This window comes from Massilia hydrophila (assembly GCF_020208145.1).
Taxonomy (GTDB): domain Bacteria; phylum Pseudomonadota; class Gammaproteobacteria; order Burkholderiales; family Burkholderiaceae_D; genus Telluria; species Telluria hydrophila.
This window is the reverse complement of record NZ_JAHYBX010000001.1, coordinates 495345-512449: the sequence shown is the minus strand read 5'-3', so window position 1 is coordinate 512449 and position 17105 is coordinate 495345. Positions and strand designations below refer to the sequence as shown.

At 68.3% G+C, this 17105-nt stretch carries 18 protein-coding genes; 8 read left to right on the top strand and 10 right to left on the bottom strand.

Going from position 1 to position 17105, the window contains the following annotated elements; translation table 11 throughout:
* Positions 1–117: 117 nt before the first annotated feature.
* Entirely contained in the window at positions 118–585 is a 468-nt protein-coding gene (locus tag LE190_RS02285; protein WP_225237194.1) for an Hsp20 family protein, read from the bottom strand.
* 219 nt (positions 586–804) lie between these two features.
* On the opposite strand from LE190_RS02285, the gene LE190_RS02280 reads away from it, so the two are divergent.
* Together LE190_RS02280 and LE190_RS02275 are read left to right on the top strand one after the other, a co-directional pair.
* A complete protein-coding gene (locus LE190_RS02280) occupies positions 805–1497 on the top strand; it encodes an aspartate/glutamate racemase family protein (RefSeq protein ID WP_225237193.1) in 693 nt (230 codons plus the stop codon).
* A 39-nt stretch (positions 1498–1536) separates the two neighbouring features.
* Positions 1537–2652: a metallophosphoesterase gene (locus tag LE190_RS02275; RefSeq protein WP_225237192.1), complete on the top strand. Its 1116-nt coding sequence runs from the start codon at positions 1537–1539 to the stop codon at positions 2650–2652.
* Here the strand turns inward: LE190_RS02275 and LE190_RS02270 are convergent.
* The gene (locus LE190_RS02270) at positions 2649–5033 is read right to left on the bottom strand and encodes a sensor domain-containing protein (protein ID WP_225237191.1); all 2385 of its coding nucleotides are present in this window, start codon (positions 5031–5033) and stop codon (positions 2649–2651) included. The genes LE190_RS02275 and LE190_RS02270 overlap by 4 nt on opposite strands.
* A 163-nt stretch (positions 5034–5196) precedes the next feature.
* Here LE190_RS02270 and arfB point away from each other — a divergent pair, with 163 nt between their 5' ends.
* Positions 5197–5592 (top strand): alternative ribosome rescue aminoacyl-tRNA hydrolase ArfB, encoded by a 396-nt coding sequence (arfB, locus tag LE190_RS02265; protein ID WP_225237190.1) that lies wholly within the window; start codon positions 5197–5199, stop codon positions 5590–5592.
* Between the two features lie 30 nt (positions 5593–5622).
* Here the strand turns inward: arfB and LE190_RS02260 are convergent, their stop codons facing one another.
* On the bottom strand, positions 5623–7194 hold the full coding sequence (locus LE190_RS02260; protein ID WP_225237189.1) for a Y-family DNA polymerase: 1572 nt from the start codon (positions 7192–7194) through the stop codon (positions 5623–5625).
* Complete coding sequence (gene imuA / locus LE190_RS02255) at positions 7124–7858, bottom strand: translesion DNA synthesis-associated protein ImuA (RefSeq protein ID WP_225237188.1); 735 nt, start codon at positions 7856–7858, stop codon at positions 7124–7126. Before imuA ends, LE190_RS02260 begins: the two co-directional genes overlap by 71 nt.
* Positions 7859–8087: 229 nt before the next feature.
* Here imuA and LE190_RS02250 point away from each other — a divergent pair, with 229 nt between their 5' ends.
* The 3 genes from LE190_RS02250 (at position 8088) to LE190_RS02240 (ending at position 10058) form a co-directional block, all read left to right on the top strand.
* Positions 8088–9326, top strand: a complete 1239-nt coding sequence (locus tag LE190_RS02250) for a putative Na+/H+ antiporter (protein WP_225237187.1) — start codon at positions 8088–8090, stop codon at positions 9324–9326.
* Between the two features lie 36 nt (positions 9327–9362).
* Entirely contained in the window at positions 9363–9809 is a 447-nt protein-coding gene (hepT, locus tag LE190_RS02245; protein WP_225237186.1) for a type VII toxin-antitoxin system HepT family RNase toxin, read from the top strand.
* An 87-nt stretch (positions 9810–9896) separates the two neighbouring features.
* Complete coding sequence (locus tag LE190_RS02240) at positions 9897–10058, top strand: hypothetical protein (RefSeq protein WP_225237185.1); 162 nt, start codon at positions 9897–9899, stop codon at positions 10056–10058.
* 30 nt (positions 10059–10088) lie between these two features.
* Here the strand turns inward: LE190_RS02240 and LE190_RS02235 are convergent, their stop codons facing one another.
* The 6 genes from LE190_RS02235 to LE190_RS02210 are packed head-to-tail and all read right to left on the bottom strand — an operon-like array spanning position 10089 to position 15347.
* A complete protein-coding gene (locus LE190_RS02235) occupies positions 10089–10883 on the bottom strand; it encodes a c-type cytochrome (RefSeq protein ID WP_225237184.1) in 795 nt (264 codons plus the stop codon).
* The gene (locus LE190_RS02230) at positions 10880–12484 is read right to left on the bottom strand and encodes a cbb3-type cytochrome c oxidase subunit I (RefSeq protein WP_225238038.1); all 1605 of its coding nucleotides are present in this window, start codon (positions 12482–12484) and stop codon (positions 10880–10882) included. Before LE190_RS02230 ends, LE190_RS02235 begins: the two co-directional genes overlap by 4 nt.
* 13 nt (positions 12485–12497) lie before the next feature.
* Positions 12498–13085 carry a cupredoxin domain-containing protein gene (locus LE190_RS02225; protein ID WP_225237183.1) on the bottom strand — a complete coding sequence of 196 codons (588 nt, stop codon included), beginning with the start codon at positions 13083–13085 and terminating at the stop codon, positions 12498–12500.
* A gap of 1 nt (position 13086) precedes the next feature.
* The gene (locus LE190_RS02220; RefSeq protein WP_224943194.1) at positions 13087–13260 is read right to left on the bottom strand and encodes a hypothetical protein; all 174 of its coding nucleotides are present in this window, start codon (positions 13258–13260) and stop codon (positions 13087–13089) included.
* 37 nt (positions 13261–13297) lie between these two features.
* Entirely contained in the window at positions 13298–14611 is a 1314-nt protein-coding gene (locus LE190_RS02215; protein WP_225237182.1) for a c-type cytochrome, read from the bottom strand.
* Between the two features lie 13 nt (positions 14612–14624).
* Complete coding sequence (locus LE190_RS02210; RefSeq protein ID WP_501039611.1) at positions 14625–15347, bottom strand: c-type cytochrome; 723 nt, start codon at positions 15345–15347, stop codon at positions 14625–14627.
* Positions 15348–15632: 285 nt separating this feature from the next.
* Between LE190_RS02210 and LE190_RS02205 the strand changes: the two genes are divergently transcribed.
* Both LE190_RS02205 and LE190_RS02200 read left to right on the top strand, forming a co-directional pair.
* Positions 15633–16106 (top strand): hypothetical protein, encoded by a 474-nt coding sequence (locus LE190_RS02205; protein WP_225237181.1) that lies wholly within the window; start codon positions 15633–15635, stop codon positions 16104–16106.
* Positions 16106–17032, top strand: a complete 927-nt coding sequence (locus LE190_RS02200; protein WP_225237180.1) for a DUF2145 domain-containing protein — start codon at positions 16106–16108, stop codon at positions 17030–17032. Before LE190_RS02205 ends, LE190_RS02200 begins: the two co-directional genes overlap by 1 nt.
* Positions 17033–17105: the final 73 nt, after the last annotated feature.

Below are 17105 nucleotides of genomic sequence, written 5' to 3'. Positions count from 1 at the left end.
GCGCCGGCCATGCGCCGGCCATATCCGGCCCTGGGTAAAAGCCCCATCGTCAAAAAGGGCGCCCCGTGGGACGCCCTTCTTTCACACTACTTCCTGCTACCTCGGGCGTTCAATGCCTCAGGCGGCTTCGCGCTGTTCCAGCGCCTGGACGGTGCCGGTGCCGGCGTTGCCGACGTGCGCATCTGCGATCGCGATCTTGCGCGGCTTGAAGGCTTCCGGCACTTCGCGCACCAGTTCGATGGTGAGCATGCCGTTGTCGAACGAGGCACCGGTGACCTTCACGTGGTTCGCCAGCTGGAAGCGCTGTTCGAAATCGCGGGCGGCGATGCCGCGGTGCAGGTAGGTGCGCTGGGCGTCGTCCTTCTGCTTGCGGCCGGTGACATGCAGGGTGTCGCGCTCGGTCACGATTTCCACTTCGTCGCGGGTGAAGCCGGCCAGGGCCATCACGATGCGGTAGTTATCCTCGCTCACCAGTTCGATGTTGTACGGCGGGTAGCTCGGCTCGCCGCGCTGCTCGAGCAGGCTGGCCAGGCGATCGAAACCGATGGCGGAACGGTACAGGGGGGTCAGGTCGAAAGTACGCATGGTATATATCCTCGTAAAAGTTAAGCGATATGTTGCCGGACCTCATCGTGAGCATCCGGTGAGTCCAATCTAGTGCCATGCCTGGCCACTTTCAAGGCATACGAAATACGGATTTTCAAAGAATATTGCAAATAATATTTGCATTTCGTTTTAATTTTGAAACATTGCCTGTCGTGCTAGACTGGCCCGGTTTTGCGTACTTTCCGGAGACCCTGCAGCATGAAAACCATCGGCCTGATCGGCGGCATGAGCTGGGAATCGACGATTCCCTACTACCGCATCCTCAACGAGACCGTGCGCGCACTGCGCGGCGGCCTGCACTCGGCGCGTATCGTGCTGGTGAGCGTGGATTTCGACGAGGTCGAGCGCCTGCAGCGCGCGGGCGACTGGGACGCCGCGGGCAGCCTGTTGGCCGATTGTGCCCGCAGCCTGGAGCGCGCCGGCGCCGATTTCATCGTGCTGTGCACGAAGACCATGCACAAGGTGGCGCCCGCGATCGAGGCGGCCGCTGGCATCCCCCTGTTCCACATCGCCGATCCCACGGCGCAAGCGATCCGTATCGCCGGCCTGCGCAAGGTGGGCCTGCTCGGTACCCGCTTCACGATGGAGCAGGATTTTTATCGCGCCCGCCTCGAACAGCGGCACGGCCTGCAGGTAGCGGTGCCCAACGAAGCGGGCCGCGCGCTGGTGCACCGCGTGATCTACGAAGAGCTTTGCCAGGGCAAGGTACTGGACGCCTCGCGCGAGGCCTATCGCGCGGTGATCGGCGAACTGGTGGACGCCGGTGCCGAAGCCGTCATCCTGGGCTGCACCGAGATCGCGCTGCTGGTCGGCCCGGCGGACAGCCCGGTGCCGGTATTCGATACCACCGCACTGCATGCGCGCATGGCCGCCGAATATGCGCTAAGGTGACGGCCTCCTGCCACCCGCGCCACCTCCAGCTTCTTGTCCATGTTTTCGATCGTCCTGAACATCGTCGGTACCCTGTTGCACCTGTACGTCGCCGCCCGCCTGTACTCGCTCGATGCGGTACGGTCGCGCATTTCGCGGCGTGCCTGGTGGGTCGGCGCCCTCCTCGTCTGGCTACTGTATTTCGCCGGCGTGCGCATCGGCGACGAAGCCCTCGACTGGCGCTGGTGGCCGAGGCAGTTCGCACTGACCTGGCTCGGCATCACCTTCGTGATGTCCCTGTGCCTGCTGGCGGCCGACCTCCTGAGCGGTTTCGGGTACCTGGCGCGCGCGCATACGCAGAAGCTGCGCGCGGCCGGTGCGATTGCCGGCGTGCTGCTGGCCGCCTTTGCCCTGTTCCAGGGCATGCGCGCGCCGGTCATCGTCGACCAGGAAGTCGTGATGCAGGACTTGCCGAAGGCATTGGACGGCACCGTGATCGTGGCGGTGAGCGACATCCACCTGGGCGCCCAGCGCCGTGCGGACTGGCTGGCGGGACGGGTGGCGCAGATCAATGCCCTGGAGCCCGCGGCGGTGCTGCTGCTGGGCGACCAGGTCGAGGACGAGCCGGTCGGCGCGCCCTGGCTCGGCTCCACCCTGCGCGGCCTGCGCGCGCCGCTCGGCGTGTGGGCGGTGACCGGCAACCACGAGTTCTACGGCGACGCCGAAACCACCGTGCGCGAATTCGAGGAAGGCGGCGTGCGCTGGCTGCGCGACCGCAAGGTAATCCTGGCGCCGGGCCTGGCGCTGGCCGGCATCGAAGACGTCGGTAGCCGCATGCGCAGCGGCGGCGACTACACGGAAGGCCTGGCGCGCACGCTGGCTGGGCCCGGCCCGGGCACGACCATCCTGATGTCGCACATACCCGCTCCCCCGATCATCGACGCGGCGCGCGAGCGCGGGGTCGGCCTGATGCTGTCCGGGCACACGCACGGCGGCCAGATCTGGCCTTTCGGCTATGCGGTTCAGCAGCGCTTCGCCCGCTATGCCGGGGCCTACGAGGTGGGCGGCATGCAGCTGTACGTCACGCGCGGCGCCGGCAGCTGGGGCCCACGCATGCGCCTGTGGCGGCCGGGCGAGATCCTCAGGCTGACGCTACGGGCGGCGCCGGCGCTCTAGTCCGGCAGGCGGGTATCACGCGCCAGCAGATCCTGCAACGCGTCGCGCGACAACGCGGGGCTGAAGTAGTAGCCCTGCATCTGGTCGCAGTCGTGGGCGCGCAGGAAGGCCAGCTGTTCGCGCGTTTCCACCCCTTCGGCGATGACCTGCAGCTTGAGGTTGTGGCCGAGGGCGATGATGGCGCGCGTGATCACCATGTGGCCGTCGTGGCCGACATCGCCCAGGAAGGAGCGGTCGATCTTGATGTAGTCGACCGGGAATGTCTGCAGGTGGCTCAGGCTCGAGTAGCCGGTGCCGAAATCGTCGATCGACAGGCGCACGCCCAGGGCCTTGAGCTGGGCCAGCGCGTCGCGCGCTTCGTCGGGCTGGTCCATGAGCTGGCTTTCGGTGACCTCGAGCTCGAGCCGGCGCGGGTCGACCCCGTAGCGGCGCAGGGTCTGGCCGAGGCGCTCGGGGAACTGGCGCTGGCGTAGCTGGCGGGCGGACAGGTTGACGGCGATGACGAAGTCGTCCAGGCCGTGCGCCGCCATCGACTTGAGCGCCACGCAGGTCTCCTCGATCACCCATTCTCCCAGCGGCACGATCAGGCCGGTCTCCTCGGCCACGGGGATGAAGCGGTCGGGCGGGATGGTGCCCTCGACCGGATGGCGCCAGCGCACCAGGGCTTCGGCGCCCACCACCCGGCCGCTGCGCAGGTCGACCTTGGGCTGGTAGTCGAGTACCAGCTCGCGCTCGCGGATCGCGCGCCCGAGATTGGCCTCGAGCATCAGGTACGCGTGCACGATCTGGTTCAGCTCGGCGGAATGGAACTGGACATTGTTCTTGCCCATGGTCTTGGCGTGGTACATGGCGGCGTCGGCCGCGCGCATCATCTGCTCGGGAGTGTCGCCATCGTCGGGAAACAGGGCGACACCGATGCTGGTGCCGGGCAGGATTTCCTGGCCATCGACCCGTAGTGGCGCCATGATGGCCAGGCGGATGCGCTCGACCAGGTCGGCCAGCTGGGCACGGCTGGTCGGATCGCAGAGCAGCAGCACGAACTCGTCACCGCCCATGCGCGCCACCAGGTCGTCCTCGCGCATCCCGGCGCGCAGGCGCTGGGCCACTTCGCGCAACACGGCGTCGCCGGCGTCGTGGCCGAAATGGTCGTTGATGTGCTTGAAATTGTCGAGGTCGAGGAAGGCCAGCGCCAGCGTCGTCCCCTTCTGCGCCGCGCCTTCGAGCGCCTGGCGCAGCCGCTCCTGCAGCAAGGTGCGGTTGGCCAGGCCGGTGAGCGGATCGTGGTGGGCCAGGTGGTGTAGCCGGCGCTCGTAGTGGCGCGCTTCGGTGATGTCGTTGATGACCCCGACGAAGTGGCTGATCTCGCCGTCCAGGTTGACCACCGGGTCGATGCGCAGGTCGTTCCAGAAGATCTCGCCGTTCTTGCGCAGGTTGCGCAGCACGGCGCGCACGCTTTCATTGCGCTTGAGCGCCATGCGGATGCGCTGGCGCTCGTCCTCGTCGCAGCCGTCAAGCCGCATGAAGCGCGGGTCGCGCCCCTTGATCTCGGCCAGCGTGTAGCCGGTGATGCGTTCGAAGGCCGGGTTGACGTATTCGATGCGGTGCTCGTGCTCCTCGCAGCGGGTGATGACGATGGCGTTCAGGCTCGAATAGATGGCGCGTTCGCGTACCTGCAAGCCATGCTCGGCCTGCTTGCGCACCGTGATGTCGAGCCCGGTGCCGAACACGACCGGCACATTGCCCAGGGTGGTGCGGGCGCACTGGAACAGCAGGCTGGTGCGTTTGCCATGCTTGCCGACCAGGACCGCCTCGTGGGTGGAATGGCCGTGCTCGAATGCGCGCCGGATGTTGTCGACGACCACCTCACGGTCGCGCGCGTCGAAGAAGCCTTCGACCTTGGCGGTTGGCAGTTCGTCAGCCGGCATCTCGAGCGCTTCTTCGAGCAGGCGGTTCCACAGCAGCAGGTGGCCGCTCGGGTCGATCACGTAGAACACGCAAGGCAGGGCCTCGACGATGTCGGCCACCGGCAAGTCCTGGATCAGGGCGTAGCGCGCCGGAAACTGGCCGGGCTGGGGAATGACGATGACGCTGAAGCTGCTGGCCGGGCCGGGCTCGAGCGCGCGCGGCGCCACCATCACGCGCACCGGCAGGCGCCGGCCGTCGGCGCATTTCAGCACCGCATCGCTCTCGGCCTCGGCGCGTGCCGCCAGCTGGGGCTGCGCATCCGGCGGGTCGGCGAACTCGACGATGTGCAGCAGGGGCATGCCCTGGATCTCGGCCGCGCCATAGCCAGCCAGCTTCTCGCAAGCCTTGTTCCAGCTCGTCACGATGCCGGCGGCATCGACGACCAGCACGGCAAGAGGCATGGGTGACAGGTTCAAGATTTCTCCGGCGACGCCCGGCCGCTTTCAGAACGCCACGAGCTCGTAAATACGCCGCATGATAGCGCAGCGGCCGGTACTGGGACGCACGCCTGCCTGGCCGGCTCGCGCCGCAGGGGCTTACAATGCGGTCCTGGCCGCCTGGCCAGGCATGGGAGCGGCAATGGTGGTCATCGATCCGGAAGAAGTCGAGTTCAGCGCGATCCGGGCGCAGGGTCCGGGCGGGCAGAACGTCAACAAGGTGTCGTGCGCGGTGCACGCGCGCTTCGACGTGGCCGCTTCCTCGCTGCCGGCGGCGGTCAAGGAACGCCTGCTGGCGCTGCGCGACGCCCGCATCACGCGCGAAGGCGTCATCGTGCTCAAGGCGCAAGGCTCGCGCAGCCTGGAACAGAACCGGCTGGATGCCCTGCAGCGCCTGCAGGCGCTGGTCGACCAGGCCGCCACGGTGCCGCTGGCGCGCCGCCCAACCCGCCCCACGCGCGGTTCGCAGCTGCGCCGGCTCGACGGCAAGGCGCGCAGCGGACGGGTCAAGGCCCTGCGCGGCAAGGTCCTCGACTAGGGCCGGCCGAACCAGGACGGCCGCGCCGGCTCAGCCGAACAGGCCGTGCAGGTACCAGCGCGGCTCGGCATCCTCGCCGGCGCCGACGATGCGTTCGCGGTAGATCCAGTACAGCGCGTGGTCCTGCCCTTCAGCGATGAAGTAGTCGCGGGTCTGGGTCTCGCTCCACCAGCCGGCCTCGATGCGCTCGGGCGTGGAAGCCACCCGCAGCGGCGAACCATAGAAGGGCCGGTGGTTGCGCATCAGCAGCGCGATCGGCTTGGCCAGCAGCCAGCTCGGACGCGGCAGGCTGGCCAGGTCCGGCGGCAGGCGGGCCTGGCTGCGCGTGCCCTGCCCTGCCGCGCGCAGTTCCTGCACCGGCACCCATTCGTTGGCGACCTCGGGCCGGTAGTCGGCCTGCGGCAGGGCCTGCAGCACGTTTTCCGGTCCCAGCCGCGCCACCAGCAGCTCGAGCATGCGCATGCGGTCTTCCTCGCTGCCGCCGGGCTCGGGGAACAGCGAGGCGGTCGGCGGCGCCATCGGCCGCAGCTGCCGCGCTTCCAGGCCGAGCCCGATCACCGGCGCCGGCAAGGCCTGGCGCGCCAGCCTTTCCTTCAGGAGGCGCACCAGGTGCTCGTCGCGCCAGCCGGGCTCGGCCAGGGCAATCTCGAGCGCGGTCGGCGCCATCGCCACCCGTCCGCGCTCGTGCTCCATCAGCAGCGTGATGCGTTCCACCGCCAGCTGGCGCGCGCACAGCCAGCCGGTCAGCTGCAGTACCAGGTGGTGGGCGCCGGCCAGCAGCAGCTCGGCCTGCTCGATGCGGTCGAACAGTTCCAGCCGGGCGCGGAAACTGTCGGGCGCGGCCACCCAGTCGAACAGTTCGGGCTGCAGGCCGTGGGCGGCGTCGAGCATGTCGAGCAGCGCGCGCCCGCAACGCCGCTGCAGGCCCGGACGCGGCAGGCGCCGCAGTTCGCCCAGGCGCTCGCAGCCGATGCCTTCGAACCAGGCCAGATACGGCCGGGCCGGCGGCAACAGCGCCACCGGCAGGCGCGCCAGGCGGCGCTCGAGCGAGGCCATGCGCAGCGCGCGCAGGGAGCGGCGGGGGCGGCCGCTCCGTCCGCCCTCCGCCGCATCATGGGACCCGCCTGGCGAGCCGGCGCGCGCCAGCAGCCAGGCGCCGCGCGCCGTCGGCGCGCAGCTGATGGCGGCGCTGAAGCCGAGCGTGCGCAGGCTGGCGCGCACCCGTGCGCACAGGGCGCGGATGCCGCCGAACAGGCGCAGGCTGGCGCCAATGTCGAGCAGTAGCGTCGCTTCTTCCTGCTGCGCGACCTGGGGCGTGAATTGCAGCATCGCCAGCGCGACCGCATCGAGCGCCTCGGCTTCGCGCGCCGGGCTGCGCTCGTGCAGGCGCGCCCCGGGCATCAGCATCAGCACGCCGCCGCGCCGCATGCCGGGACGGATCCCGGCGGCGCGCGCCGCCGGCGACATCGCCAGCACGCGCTCCTGCTCCAGCACGACGCTGCCGGGGTCGGTGCGCTCCCCGCCGGACGCGTCACTGAGCCAGCTGGGGCTGAAGACGTCGAGTGCTAGCTGGGGCAGGTGCAGGCCGATCCACAAACGCATGTCGTTGCAAGAGAGAAGAAGTAAGGGGCAGGCCAAGCGGCAGGAACAGGGGCGCCTCGCGCCGCGGTCCACGGCGCTTGAGGAAATCGATGTGCAAGCCACCCGCCGCCGGGCGCAGCGCCAGGCGCAGCGGGGCCGGCGAGGCGTCTTGCGCGGCGGCCAGCGGACGCAGCATGAAGAACAAGGTTTCGCCGCCCTGGGCCGCCAGGTGCAGGCGGCGCAGGCTTTCGCCGCGCGCATGGCTGGCCCAGAACAGCAGCGCGCCGCAGCTGCCACTGCGCAGCACCTGCTCGGCCGCCCACAGTGCGTCGGCGCCACGCTCGGTGCGCAGCCACAGCAGCTGCGAAGGCGGCAGCCCCAGCGCGGCCAGCGCCAGGGCCTGGGGCGGATGGGGTGGCTGCAGCAGGACGATGCGGCGTGCGGCGCAGGCTTGCAGGGCCGGGCGCAGCAGGCGCATCTCGCCGATGCCGGGCTGCTGCTGCAGGAGCTCGACCAGGCTGCCGGCCGGCCAGCCCCCGCCCGGCAGCTGGGACGAGAGCGGCGCATGGCCGGTATCGACGCAGCGCGTGCCGGCACGCGCCAGCTGCGAAGCGCGCCATAGCGAAGGGTGCAGGGCCTCCGGCGCAACAGGAGCACAGGCCCCCGCGTTGGATGAGAGGTTCATGGGAGTTGGCAAACAAATACTGTATAAACATACAGTACTCGCTGAGCCGCGATTTGGCAAGATGTATTCATTCTGGACATACCAGTCAGGCACTGGTATTGACAGAAGCTAAAGCTGCTGCAATGCAGAAGCATGCGGGCCGCGCTGGCGAATCGTGGAATAATGCTGGCTCTTCAATTTTTATCCAGACAATGCACAACCTGTCTCCCGCACGCCACGGAGTCCGCCTGTGACGACGCTCCAGCTCACCGGCGCCATCCTGTTCGCGATCGCCCTCGTCCATACTTTCTCCACCAAGCTGTTCCATACGCTCGCGCGGCGCCATCCGCGCCATGCGGGGCTGTTCCACCTGCTGGGCGAGGTCGAAGTCGTGTTCGGCTTCTGGGCCTTCGTGCTGATCCTGGCCATGGCCCTGCTGGCCGGCGGCGGCGAGGCCGTTGCCTATGCCGAGTCGCGCCAGTACACCGAGCCCTTGTTCGTGTTCGTGGTGATGGTGATCGCGGCCTCGCAGCCGGTGCTCGACGCCGTGCGCGACCTGCTGGCCCTGATCGCGCGGCTGGCGCCGGTGCGCACCGAGGTCGCCCTGTGCTGGCTCGGCCTGGCCCTGGTGCCGCTCTCCGGCTCGCTGATCACCGAGCCGGCCGCGATGACCCTGGCCGCCCTGATGCTGGCGCCGCAGGTGTTCCGGCCCGGCGTGCCCGAATGGCTCAAGTACGGCGCGCTCGGCGTCCTGTTCGTCAACGTCTCGATCGGCGGCACCCTCACCTCCTATGCCGCGCCGCCGGTGCTGATGGTGGCCGGCACCTGGGGCTGGGACAGCGCCTTCATGGCCTCCACCTTCGGCTGGCGCGCCGCGCTGGCGGTGCTGTTCAATGCCACCGTGGTCACCCTGCTGCTGCGCCGCCACCTCGCGCCCGGCAATGTGGTGCAGGACGTGCGCATGCCCCGCATCGTGTCCGCCGTCCACCTGCTGCTACTGGCCGGGGTGGTGCTCGCGGCCCACCATCCGGTGCTGTTCATCGGCCTGTTCCTGTTCTTCCTCGGGTATACCCAGGCCTATCCGAAGCACCAGTCGCCGCTGATCCTGAAGGAAGGCCTGCTGGTCGGCTTCTTCCTGGCCGGGCTGGTGGTGCTGGGCGGCATGCAGCAGTGGTGGCTGCAGCCGCTGGTGTCGAGCCTGGAGCCGACCGCGCTGTTCTTCGGCGCGCTGGCCCTGACGGCAATCACCGATAATGCGGCCTTGACCTACCTTGGTTCGCTGATCGAAGGGCTGTCCGACCATGCCAAGTACATGCTGGTGGCCGGCGCGGTCGGCGGCGGCGGGCTGACCGTCATCGCCAACGCACCGAATCCGGCCGGCGCCGCCCTGCTGCGCGAAGGTTTCGAGGACGGCTCGATCGGCATGGGCGGGCTGTTCCTGGGGGCGCTGGGCCCGACCTGCGTGGCGGCGGCGCTGTTCCTGGTGTGATCCACCCGCAGCGGGTGCGGGCAAATGGAGGATGCGATGGACGAGGCGATGACGGATGACATCCTGGTGCACAAGAGTGGCACCATCGCGCGCTGCTGCCGGCGCGCGCGCGAGGAGTACGAGAAGGATCCGACCACGTTTTCCAGCGACCTCACGCGCCAGGACGCCGCTACCCTGAACGTGATCCGCGCCTGGGAAGCGGCGATCGAGATGGGCGACTACGTGATCGGCAACGCCCGCCTCGGCCTGCCGCAGGACGAGCGCGAAGTCATCAGCCTGCTCGCCGAGCACGGCTGGATCGCACCCGTCCTGGCCGAGGACCTCAAGCGTACCGGCGAATTCTGCCGCGCCGAATGGGACTACCAGCAGGCGCCGCTACCGGCCCTGGTGACCATCCTCAAGCGCGGACTGGACGATTTCACCCTGTATGCCCAGGCCCTCGTCACGGGGGACCGGATCAACACCCCAGGCACGAATTTGTAAATATTCGTTTCAGTTTGATGCCAGCGCTTGAAACTTCCGGGCCCCACCGTAATGTGATCCATAACTGGGATCGACACGGTGGGCATCATGAATACCATCCAAGCAATATCCGCAAGGCATGGCGTCAAGCGCCGAACGCCAGCTCCGCCATGCAAGCCGCGTTTCGCCTTCTATCCCCTGCTTGGCATTTGCCTGGTCGTCCTGACTGCCGTGCTGGCCTACGGCGCCGTGTATCTCCTGCTGTGCTGAGTGCAAGGGGCGCCGGCGTCCGCTGCCTCCTCAGCGCGCCGCATAATAGCGGCTGAGTTCCACGATCTCCCCGTCGCTCAGGCCATGCGCGGCGTTGCGCATCTGGCGATTGATGTCATTGCGGCGCCGGCCGTCGCGAAACGCCTTCAGCTGGTCGTGCAGGTAGGTTTCCGATAACCCTTCCAGCACCGGCGTGGCCGGGCGCAGTGCATGCGGGCTGTGGCAGGATGCGCAGGCCCCGATCGAGCGCATCGGATCGCCATTGCGCACCAGGCGTGGTGTCTGTTCCGCCACTGGCGCTACCGCGGCGATGCGCTCGCGCTCGAGCGAGGCATAGTAGGCCGCCAGGTCGCGCATGTCCTGGTCGCTCAGGTCTCTTACCAGTGGCTGCATGATGGCGCTGGGCCGGTGGCCCGAAGCGAAGTCGCGCAACTGCTTGTATGTGGCCGAGGCGGGCTGCCCCGCCAGGTGCGGCGTGCCGGCCGGGCTGGTACCACGCGCGCCATGGCACATGGTGCAGGCCATCGCCAGGCTCGCGCCCTTGCCCACCGAAGCGCTTTGCGCGCCGCCCATCATGGTCGCGGTCACGATGACCCTGCTGGGATACTGGCGCGCATCCTCCGGCAGCGCCGCGCCCTGGTAAGGCGCCGGCGCCCCGGCGGCGCTGCAGATCGCTTCCCACAGGCTTTCCATGGCGGCGCGCGCATGGGCCCGCGGCACCCAGACGAAGCCCACCAATGCCGCCGCAAACGCGATCGCTACGAGGATCGCCACGCTCCAGGTGAACCAGCGGTTGCGGAACGAAAAAGTCTTTTCCATGTTCATGGCTGTGCTCCCACTGGCACCGCAGGCACCGAGGTCTGCTTCAGCGCTATTAGCTGGCTGATCGGGTAGCCATAGTTCACTACCGACAGGCCGATCATCAGCGCCAGCCACAGCGCGTAGCCGTTCAGTGCGGCCGGCAGGCGCCCGCCCGCCTGCACCGGCTGGCTGAAGCGGAATTCGGGCAGCACGATGGCTTCGCTGCGATGGCCGCGCAGCAGCACCAGCAGGAACAGCAGCCCCGACAGCACCAGCAGCAGGCCTCCGAAGAAGGTGATGATCACCGTGATCGCCTGGGGCGCGATCTCGGGATGGCTGTAGTCGAAATAGGCCATCCGGCGTGGCATGCCAAGGATGCCGGTGATATGCCAGGGGAAGGTCAGCACGATCATGCCGATGAACCATAGCCACAACTGGGCGCGCATCATGCGTCCGGCCACCAGCGCCTTGCCGGTCAGGTGCGGCCACAGGTCATAGGCAAGGGCAAAATACATGATCACGATGGCGCCGCCGAAGATCAGGTGGAAGTGGCCAGTGATCCATTGCGTGTTGTGGACGGCAAAGTCGAGCTGGTAGCTCATGTTGATCAGGCCGCCCGCGCCGCCGAAGCCAAGCAGGATGAAGGAGAAAGCCACCGCCAGCATCATCGGGTTCTTCCAGGGCAGCCGCCTGACCCAGCCGAAGGCGCCGGTGCCGCCGCGCAAGCGCCCGGCGATCTCGACCGAAGCAGTGATCGTGAAAATGGTCAGCAGGGTCGGTACCGACACCATGCCGGTAAAGACGGCATGCAGGAACTTTACCCCCGAACCGACCTGCGGGTCCTGGAACAGGTGATGCACGCCGATCGGCATCGAGAACACCAGGAACAGCACGAAGGAGATGCGCGCCATCTTGTCGCTGTAGAGGCGCCCGCCGATCGCGCGCGGCACCAGGGTGTAGAAGGCGATATAGGCCGGCATCAGCCAGAAGTAGACGATCGCGTGCAGGGTCCAGGAGAAGAACACGCGCGCCAGGCCGGCATCGATGGTGGACTTGAAGCCGAGCGCCACAGGCAGGATCATGAACAGGATCTCGATCGCGGCCCCGAGCGAAGTCCAGGCCCACAGGTAGGCCCCGGCCAGGTTGGCGAACATCGGCAGCGGTACCGTGGCACCCGGGTTGGCGGCTTTCCAGGTCCGCAGGTTGACCGACATCAGCGCCACCCAGATCCAGGAGCCCACCACCACCAGCACCACCCCGATGTAGTAGAAGGCGTTGCCCACCAGCGGCGGATAGAAGGTGTACAGCACGGTGGCCAGGCCCATCGAGACCGGGACCATTGCCGTTACCGTGCCGACCACGACCAGGATGAAACCGGCCCAGGCCCAGCGCCGCCCGACCAGCGCCTGCTTCAGCGAGAGCTCGACAATGGCATAGCCGAAGCCCATCGCCACCAGGGTCGGGAACACATAGCCCATCGCCGAACCGTGCGCGGTGACGGCGCGGTAGTACAGCTCGGGGTTGCCGATCCAGTCGCGCAGCGGACTGCGGATATACATCTGCCACTCGCCCAACACGAGGGCGACGAAGAAAGCGGCGAAGGCGACCCAGAAATGGGCCAGCACCAGCCGCCTGGAATCATTGCTGTACACAGCTCGCCCTCCTTCCGCCGCGCGCCTGGCGCATCGACTCGGCCTCGAAGTCGGCCTTACTGACGATCTTCACGCGCGCCCACATCGCCGCGTGTCCGACCCCGCAGTATTCGTGGCAGGGGAACACGTGCTCGCCGGGCTTCTCGAAGCGCGTGCTGAAGTTCGAGATATAGCCCGGGATCAGCATGACGTTCACGTTGCCCTGGGCGATCGAAAAGCCGTGTACCACGTCGGCCGCGGTGCCACGGATGCGCACCGGCGTATCGGCCGGCACCAGCACGCAGGAGGGTGTAAACGAATACTGGTTGGCCAGCACGCGCACGGTGACGCTGCCGTCGCTCTCCATGGCCGAGCCCAGGTTGGCTTCGACGAATTCGCCCGACAGGTGCAGGGTGCCGGGATCGATGGTCTCGGTGCGCACCGGCGGCATGGCGGCCCAGTGCACGCTCATGTAGACGAGCATTCCGACCAGGAAAGCGATGATCGCTCCCACCAGCCAGGCCCAGCGCGCCTCGGCGGCGTGGGCGACGGCGTCGTTGTCGGCGTGAGGCAGGCCCGGCGCGGGATTGGCCATGTCAGTTCCCTCCGCGCGCCAGGTAGACCAGCACGTAGAACGCCAGCCAGATCGCCATCACGATCGCCACCGCCAGCCCGGCCACGGCAAACGCGCCGCGCGGTCCCTGCGCCACGATGGCATCCACGCGCTGCTGGTCGGCGCTGCCATCGCTGTCCATCGGTTCCAGGATCATCGGATCTCCTTGTTCGACACTGCTCAGCCACCAGGGCTCATTCGACCGTCGCCGCACGCAGGTTGCTCACCTCGCGCGCCGTCACCGGTGCGCCGCGGTTGCCCCAGGCGGTGCGGATATAGGTCACCACCGCCGCGATCTCTTCGTCCGACATCTCGTGGAAGAACGGCGGCATCCCGTAGGGCATCGGATTGCGCCGGGTACCCGGCGGATAGCCGCCGTTGAGCACCATCCGGATCGGGTTCACGGCGGAGGTCATGGTGATCGACTGGTTGCTGGCCAGCGGCGGATAGTGCGGCAGCATGCCGCGTCCGGCATCGCCATGGCAGCTCGCGCACTTGGCCTCGTAGATGCGGCGCCCCTGGGAATGCTGCTGGCTCATGTCGGCACGGGCCGGCGCCAGGGCCGGATCGGCATTGACCGGCTGGTCCGCCGGCAGGCTTTTCAAATAGACGGCCATGGCCCGCACGTCCTCGTCACTCATGAACTGCAGGCTGTTGAAGGTCACCTCGGCCATCGGGCCGTAGACGGTGCCGCGGTTCGACACGCCCTTCTGCAGCAGGTCGACGATGTCCTGGATTTCCCAGTTGCCCAGGCCAGCCTCCTTGTTCGAGGTGAGCGAGGGCGCATACCAGTTCTGCATGGGGATCAAACCGCCGCGGAACGCCTGCTCCTCGGACGAGCCGCCGAGCGCATTGATCGGCGTATGGCACATCGCGCAATGGCCCAGGCCTTGCACCAGGTAGGCGCCGCGGTTCCATTCGGCGGACTTGCTGCGGTCGGGCACGTATTCGCCCTCCTGGAAGTACAGCGTGCGCCAGCCGATCAGCAGCGAGCGGTTGTTGTAGGGGAAGCGCAGATCGTGCTCGCGCGACTTCAGGCGCACCGGCGGCACCGAGCGCAGGTAGGCGTAGATCGCATCGCTGTCGGCGCGCGTCACCTTGGTGTAGCTCGCGAACGGCATGGCAGGGTACAGGAGCTCGCCATTGCGCGACTTCCCGGTCCGCATCATCCGGAAGAAGTCCTCGGCCGTCCAGGCGCCGATACCGGTTTCCGGGTCCGGCGTGATGTTCGGCGCATACAGGGTGCCGAAGGGCGTCGGCATGCCCCGGTTGCCCGAGAAGATCTTCCCGCCGGGAACCGTATGGCAGGCGATGCAGTCGCCCGCCTGCGCCAGGTACTTGCCGCGCGCGATCACTTCCTGCGACGCGGCGCCGTCCGAGCGGGCGCCAGCGCCCAGCAATTCCGGCGGACGGAACCCGCGGCCAAGCGTGAAGGCCAGTACCGCGCCCACCAGGATCGCGGCGACTGCCCACAGTGCCGGCCGCTTGAAGATGGCAGATGTGCTCATGGATGCGTGCCTCTCACTTCGGCTGGGCCTGGCTGCCGCAGGGCATGGGCAGCGCCACCGGACCGCCTTTCGCGGGCCGGGCATTGGTCACGGGCAGGGAACTCAGGTAGGCGGCGACGGCCGCCACTTCGGGCTCGGTGAGGCTGGACGCGATCACCTGCATGCAGTCCGGCGCCAGCGCGGTGCGTACGCCATAGCGCCAGGCGCCCAGTTGCGCGCTGACGTAGTCCGCGCGCAGGCCCAGCAGGCCCGGGATGCCGGGCTCGCGCCCCGCCAGGTCGCCGCCGTGGCAGGTGGCGCAGGCCGGGATGCGGCGCGCCGGCACGCCGCCCGTCACGATCCGCTGGCCCTCGCGCACCAGTTGCGCCTCCGGCGCCGGGCCGGCCACCACCAGCGGTGGCGGGTTCTGGGCGGCGAAGTATTCCGCCATCTTGTAGAGGTAGCTGTCGGGCAGGTAGGCCAGCAGGTAGTTCATCGGCACGTACTTGCGTCGGCCGTCGCGGAAGGCGACCAGCTGGTTGTAGAGGTAGCCCGCAGGCTTGCCGGCCAGGCGCGGGAAATACACGTTCTCCACCCCGCGCCCGGCCAGGCCGTGGCAGCCGACGCAGGCGGCCACGCGCGCTTCCATGGTGTCCGGCACGCGCTCGGCGCTTCCACCCGGGGATTGCGCCCGGGCCAGGGACGCCAGGCCACCCAGCAGCAAGAAAAATGCGAAGACAATTCCCAGAGGCTTCAAGTTACCCTCCCCACTCGACATTTGCGACGGCAGCCACGACATGTGCGTACAACCGTAGCATGAGCAGCGCATGAGGTGTCGCACTTTTGTCCCGCCCGGTTTTCGCCGGGAAGCAAAAGCAGGCTTGAAACCAAGATATTGAACGAGCGGGCCGGACTGCAGGCCAGGGGCGGCATTACAAGAACTTACAGAATTCCTGCCACTGGCGCCTTCTCAGCGGTTCGGCGGACTTGTACCATAGCGTCATTCGCCATTGCGCCACTCCGACGATCCCGAAAGACATCCATGACCTCAAGCATTCTGTTGCGCGCGCTCTGCCTGGCCGCCTTCGCCGCCGCCTGCGCCGCACCTGTCCACGCCACCAGTTCCGCCTCGTCCGCCTCCAGCGCCGGTTCGGCCTCGTCCGGCAGCGTATCCGATTCGATCGGCGCCTCCAGCAACAGCTCCGGCGGCGAGCGCAAGGTGGCCGCCGGCGACTACCGCGTGATCGACCTGGCCCAGGCCCCGGCCAAGGCGGACACCACCCGCCTGACCCTGCGCGCCGTGGCTGCCGACGCCGCCGGTGCCGCGCGCGAGTTCACCCTCGACGTGCCCAACCGCGCGCTGGCCGAACGCGGCCTGGGCAAGGGCGAACTGGTGCGCGTCAACGAGCGCGCCTACGGCTTCGAATTCGCCCACGCCGACACCAGGCGCGCCTTTTTCCTGGCGCTGCAGGACGACTGGTACCGCGACCTGGCCTCGCGCAAAGTCACCATCTGATGCCACGCCGGCCCGCGCAGCCGCTGGCACCACTGCTGGCGCCGCTGTTGTCCCTGGTCCTGCTGTGCGCCAGCGCCGGTGCCTCGGCCGGCCTGCCGGCCTTTTGCGAAAGCGCGAACGAGATCGGCGCCGCCGACCAGGACCGGGTGCTGCGCTTCGCCGGCGCCGTCAGGAACGAGCTGGAGCGCTCCGGTGCGCGCGTCGCACTCGTCGCCCGCGCCGGTCTCGACCTGAGCCGCTTCGGCCTGCTGTACTCGCACGCCGGAGTCGCCTTGCGCGACAATCCGGGCGGTCCCTGGGCCGTGCGCCAGCTCTACTATGCTTGCGACGAGGGACGTCCGCGCCTGTTCGACCAGGGCATCGCCGGCTTTGCGCTGGCGGCCGACACGCCGGCGCGCGGCCATGTCTCGCTGCTGTTCCCGGCGGATGAGGACAGCGTCCTGCTGGAACAGGCCGCGCTCGACAAGCGACTGGCGCTGGCGCTGCTGGGCGGGAGCTACAGCGCGAATGCCTATGCCTATGGCACCCGCTACCAGAACTGCAACCAGTGGCTGGCGGAACTGCTTGCCAGTGCCTGGGGCCGCCTCGAGGGCGGCGATGCGCCGCGCGAAACGGCCCAGGCCTGGCTGCGCGAGCAGGGCTATGTCGCCGGGCCGGTCCGGGTGCCCTCGCACTGGCTGATGTTCGCCGGACGCTTCGTGCCGCTGGTACACCTGGACGACCACCCGGACGCGGACACCGGCGCGCTGGCCCTGCACGTGAGCGTGCCGGACGCGATCGAAACCTTCGTGCGCGGCCGGGCGCCGCAGGCGCGCCGCGTCGAGCTGTGCCATACGCGCGAACACATCGTCGTGCGCCGCGGCTGGGAGCCGCTGGGCGCGGCCTGCGAAGCCGCGCCGGGCGACGAGGTGATCGCGCTCGAGTGAGGCTGCCGCCTCCCCGGCAGCGGCGGGCCCGCTGCGCGTACAATGGCCCCGCTTTCAACCATGCAAAGGTAGC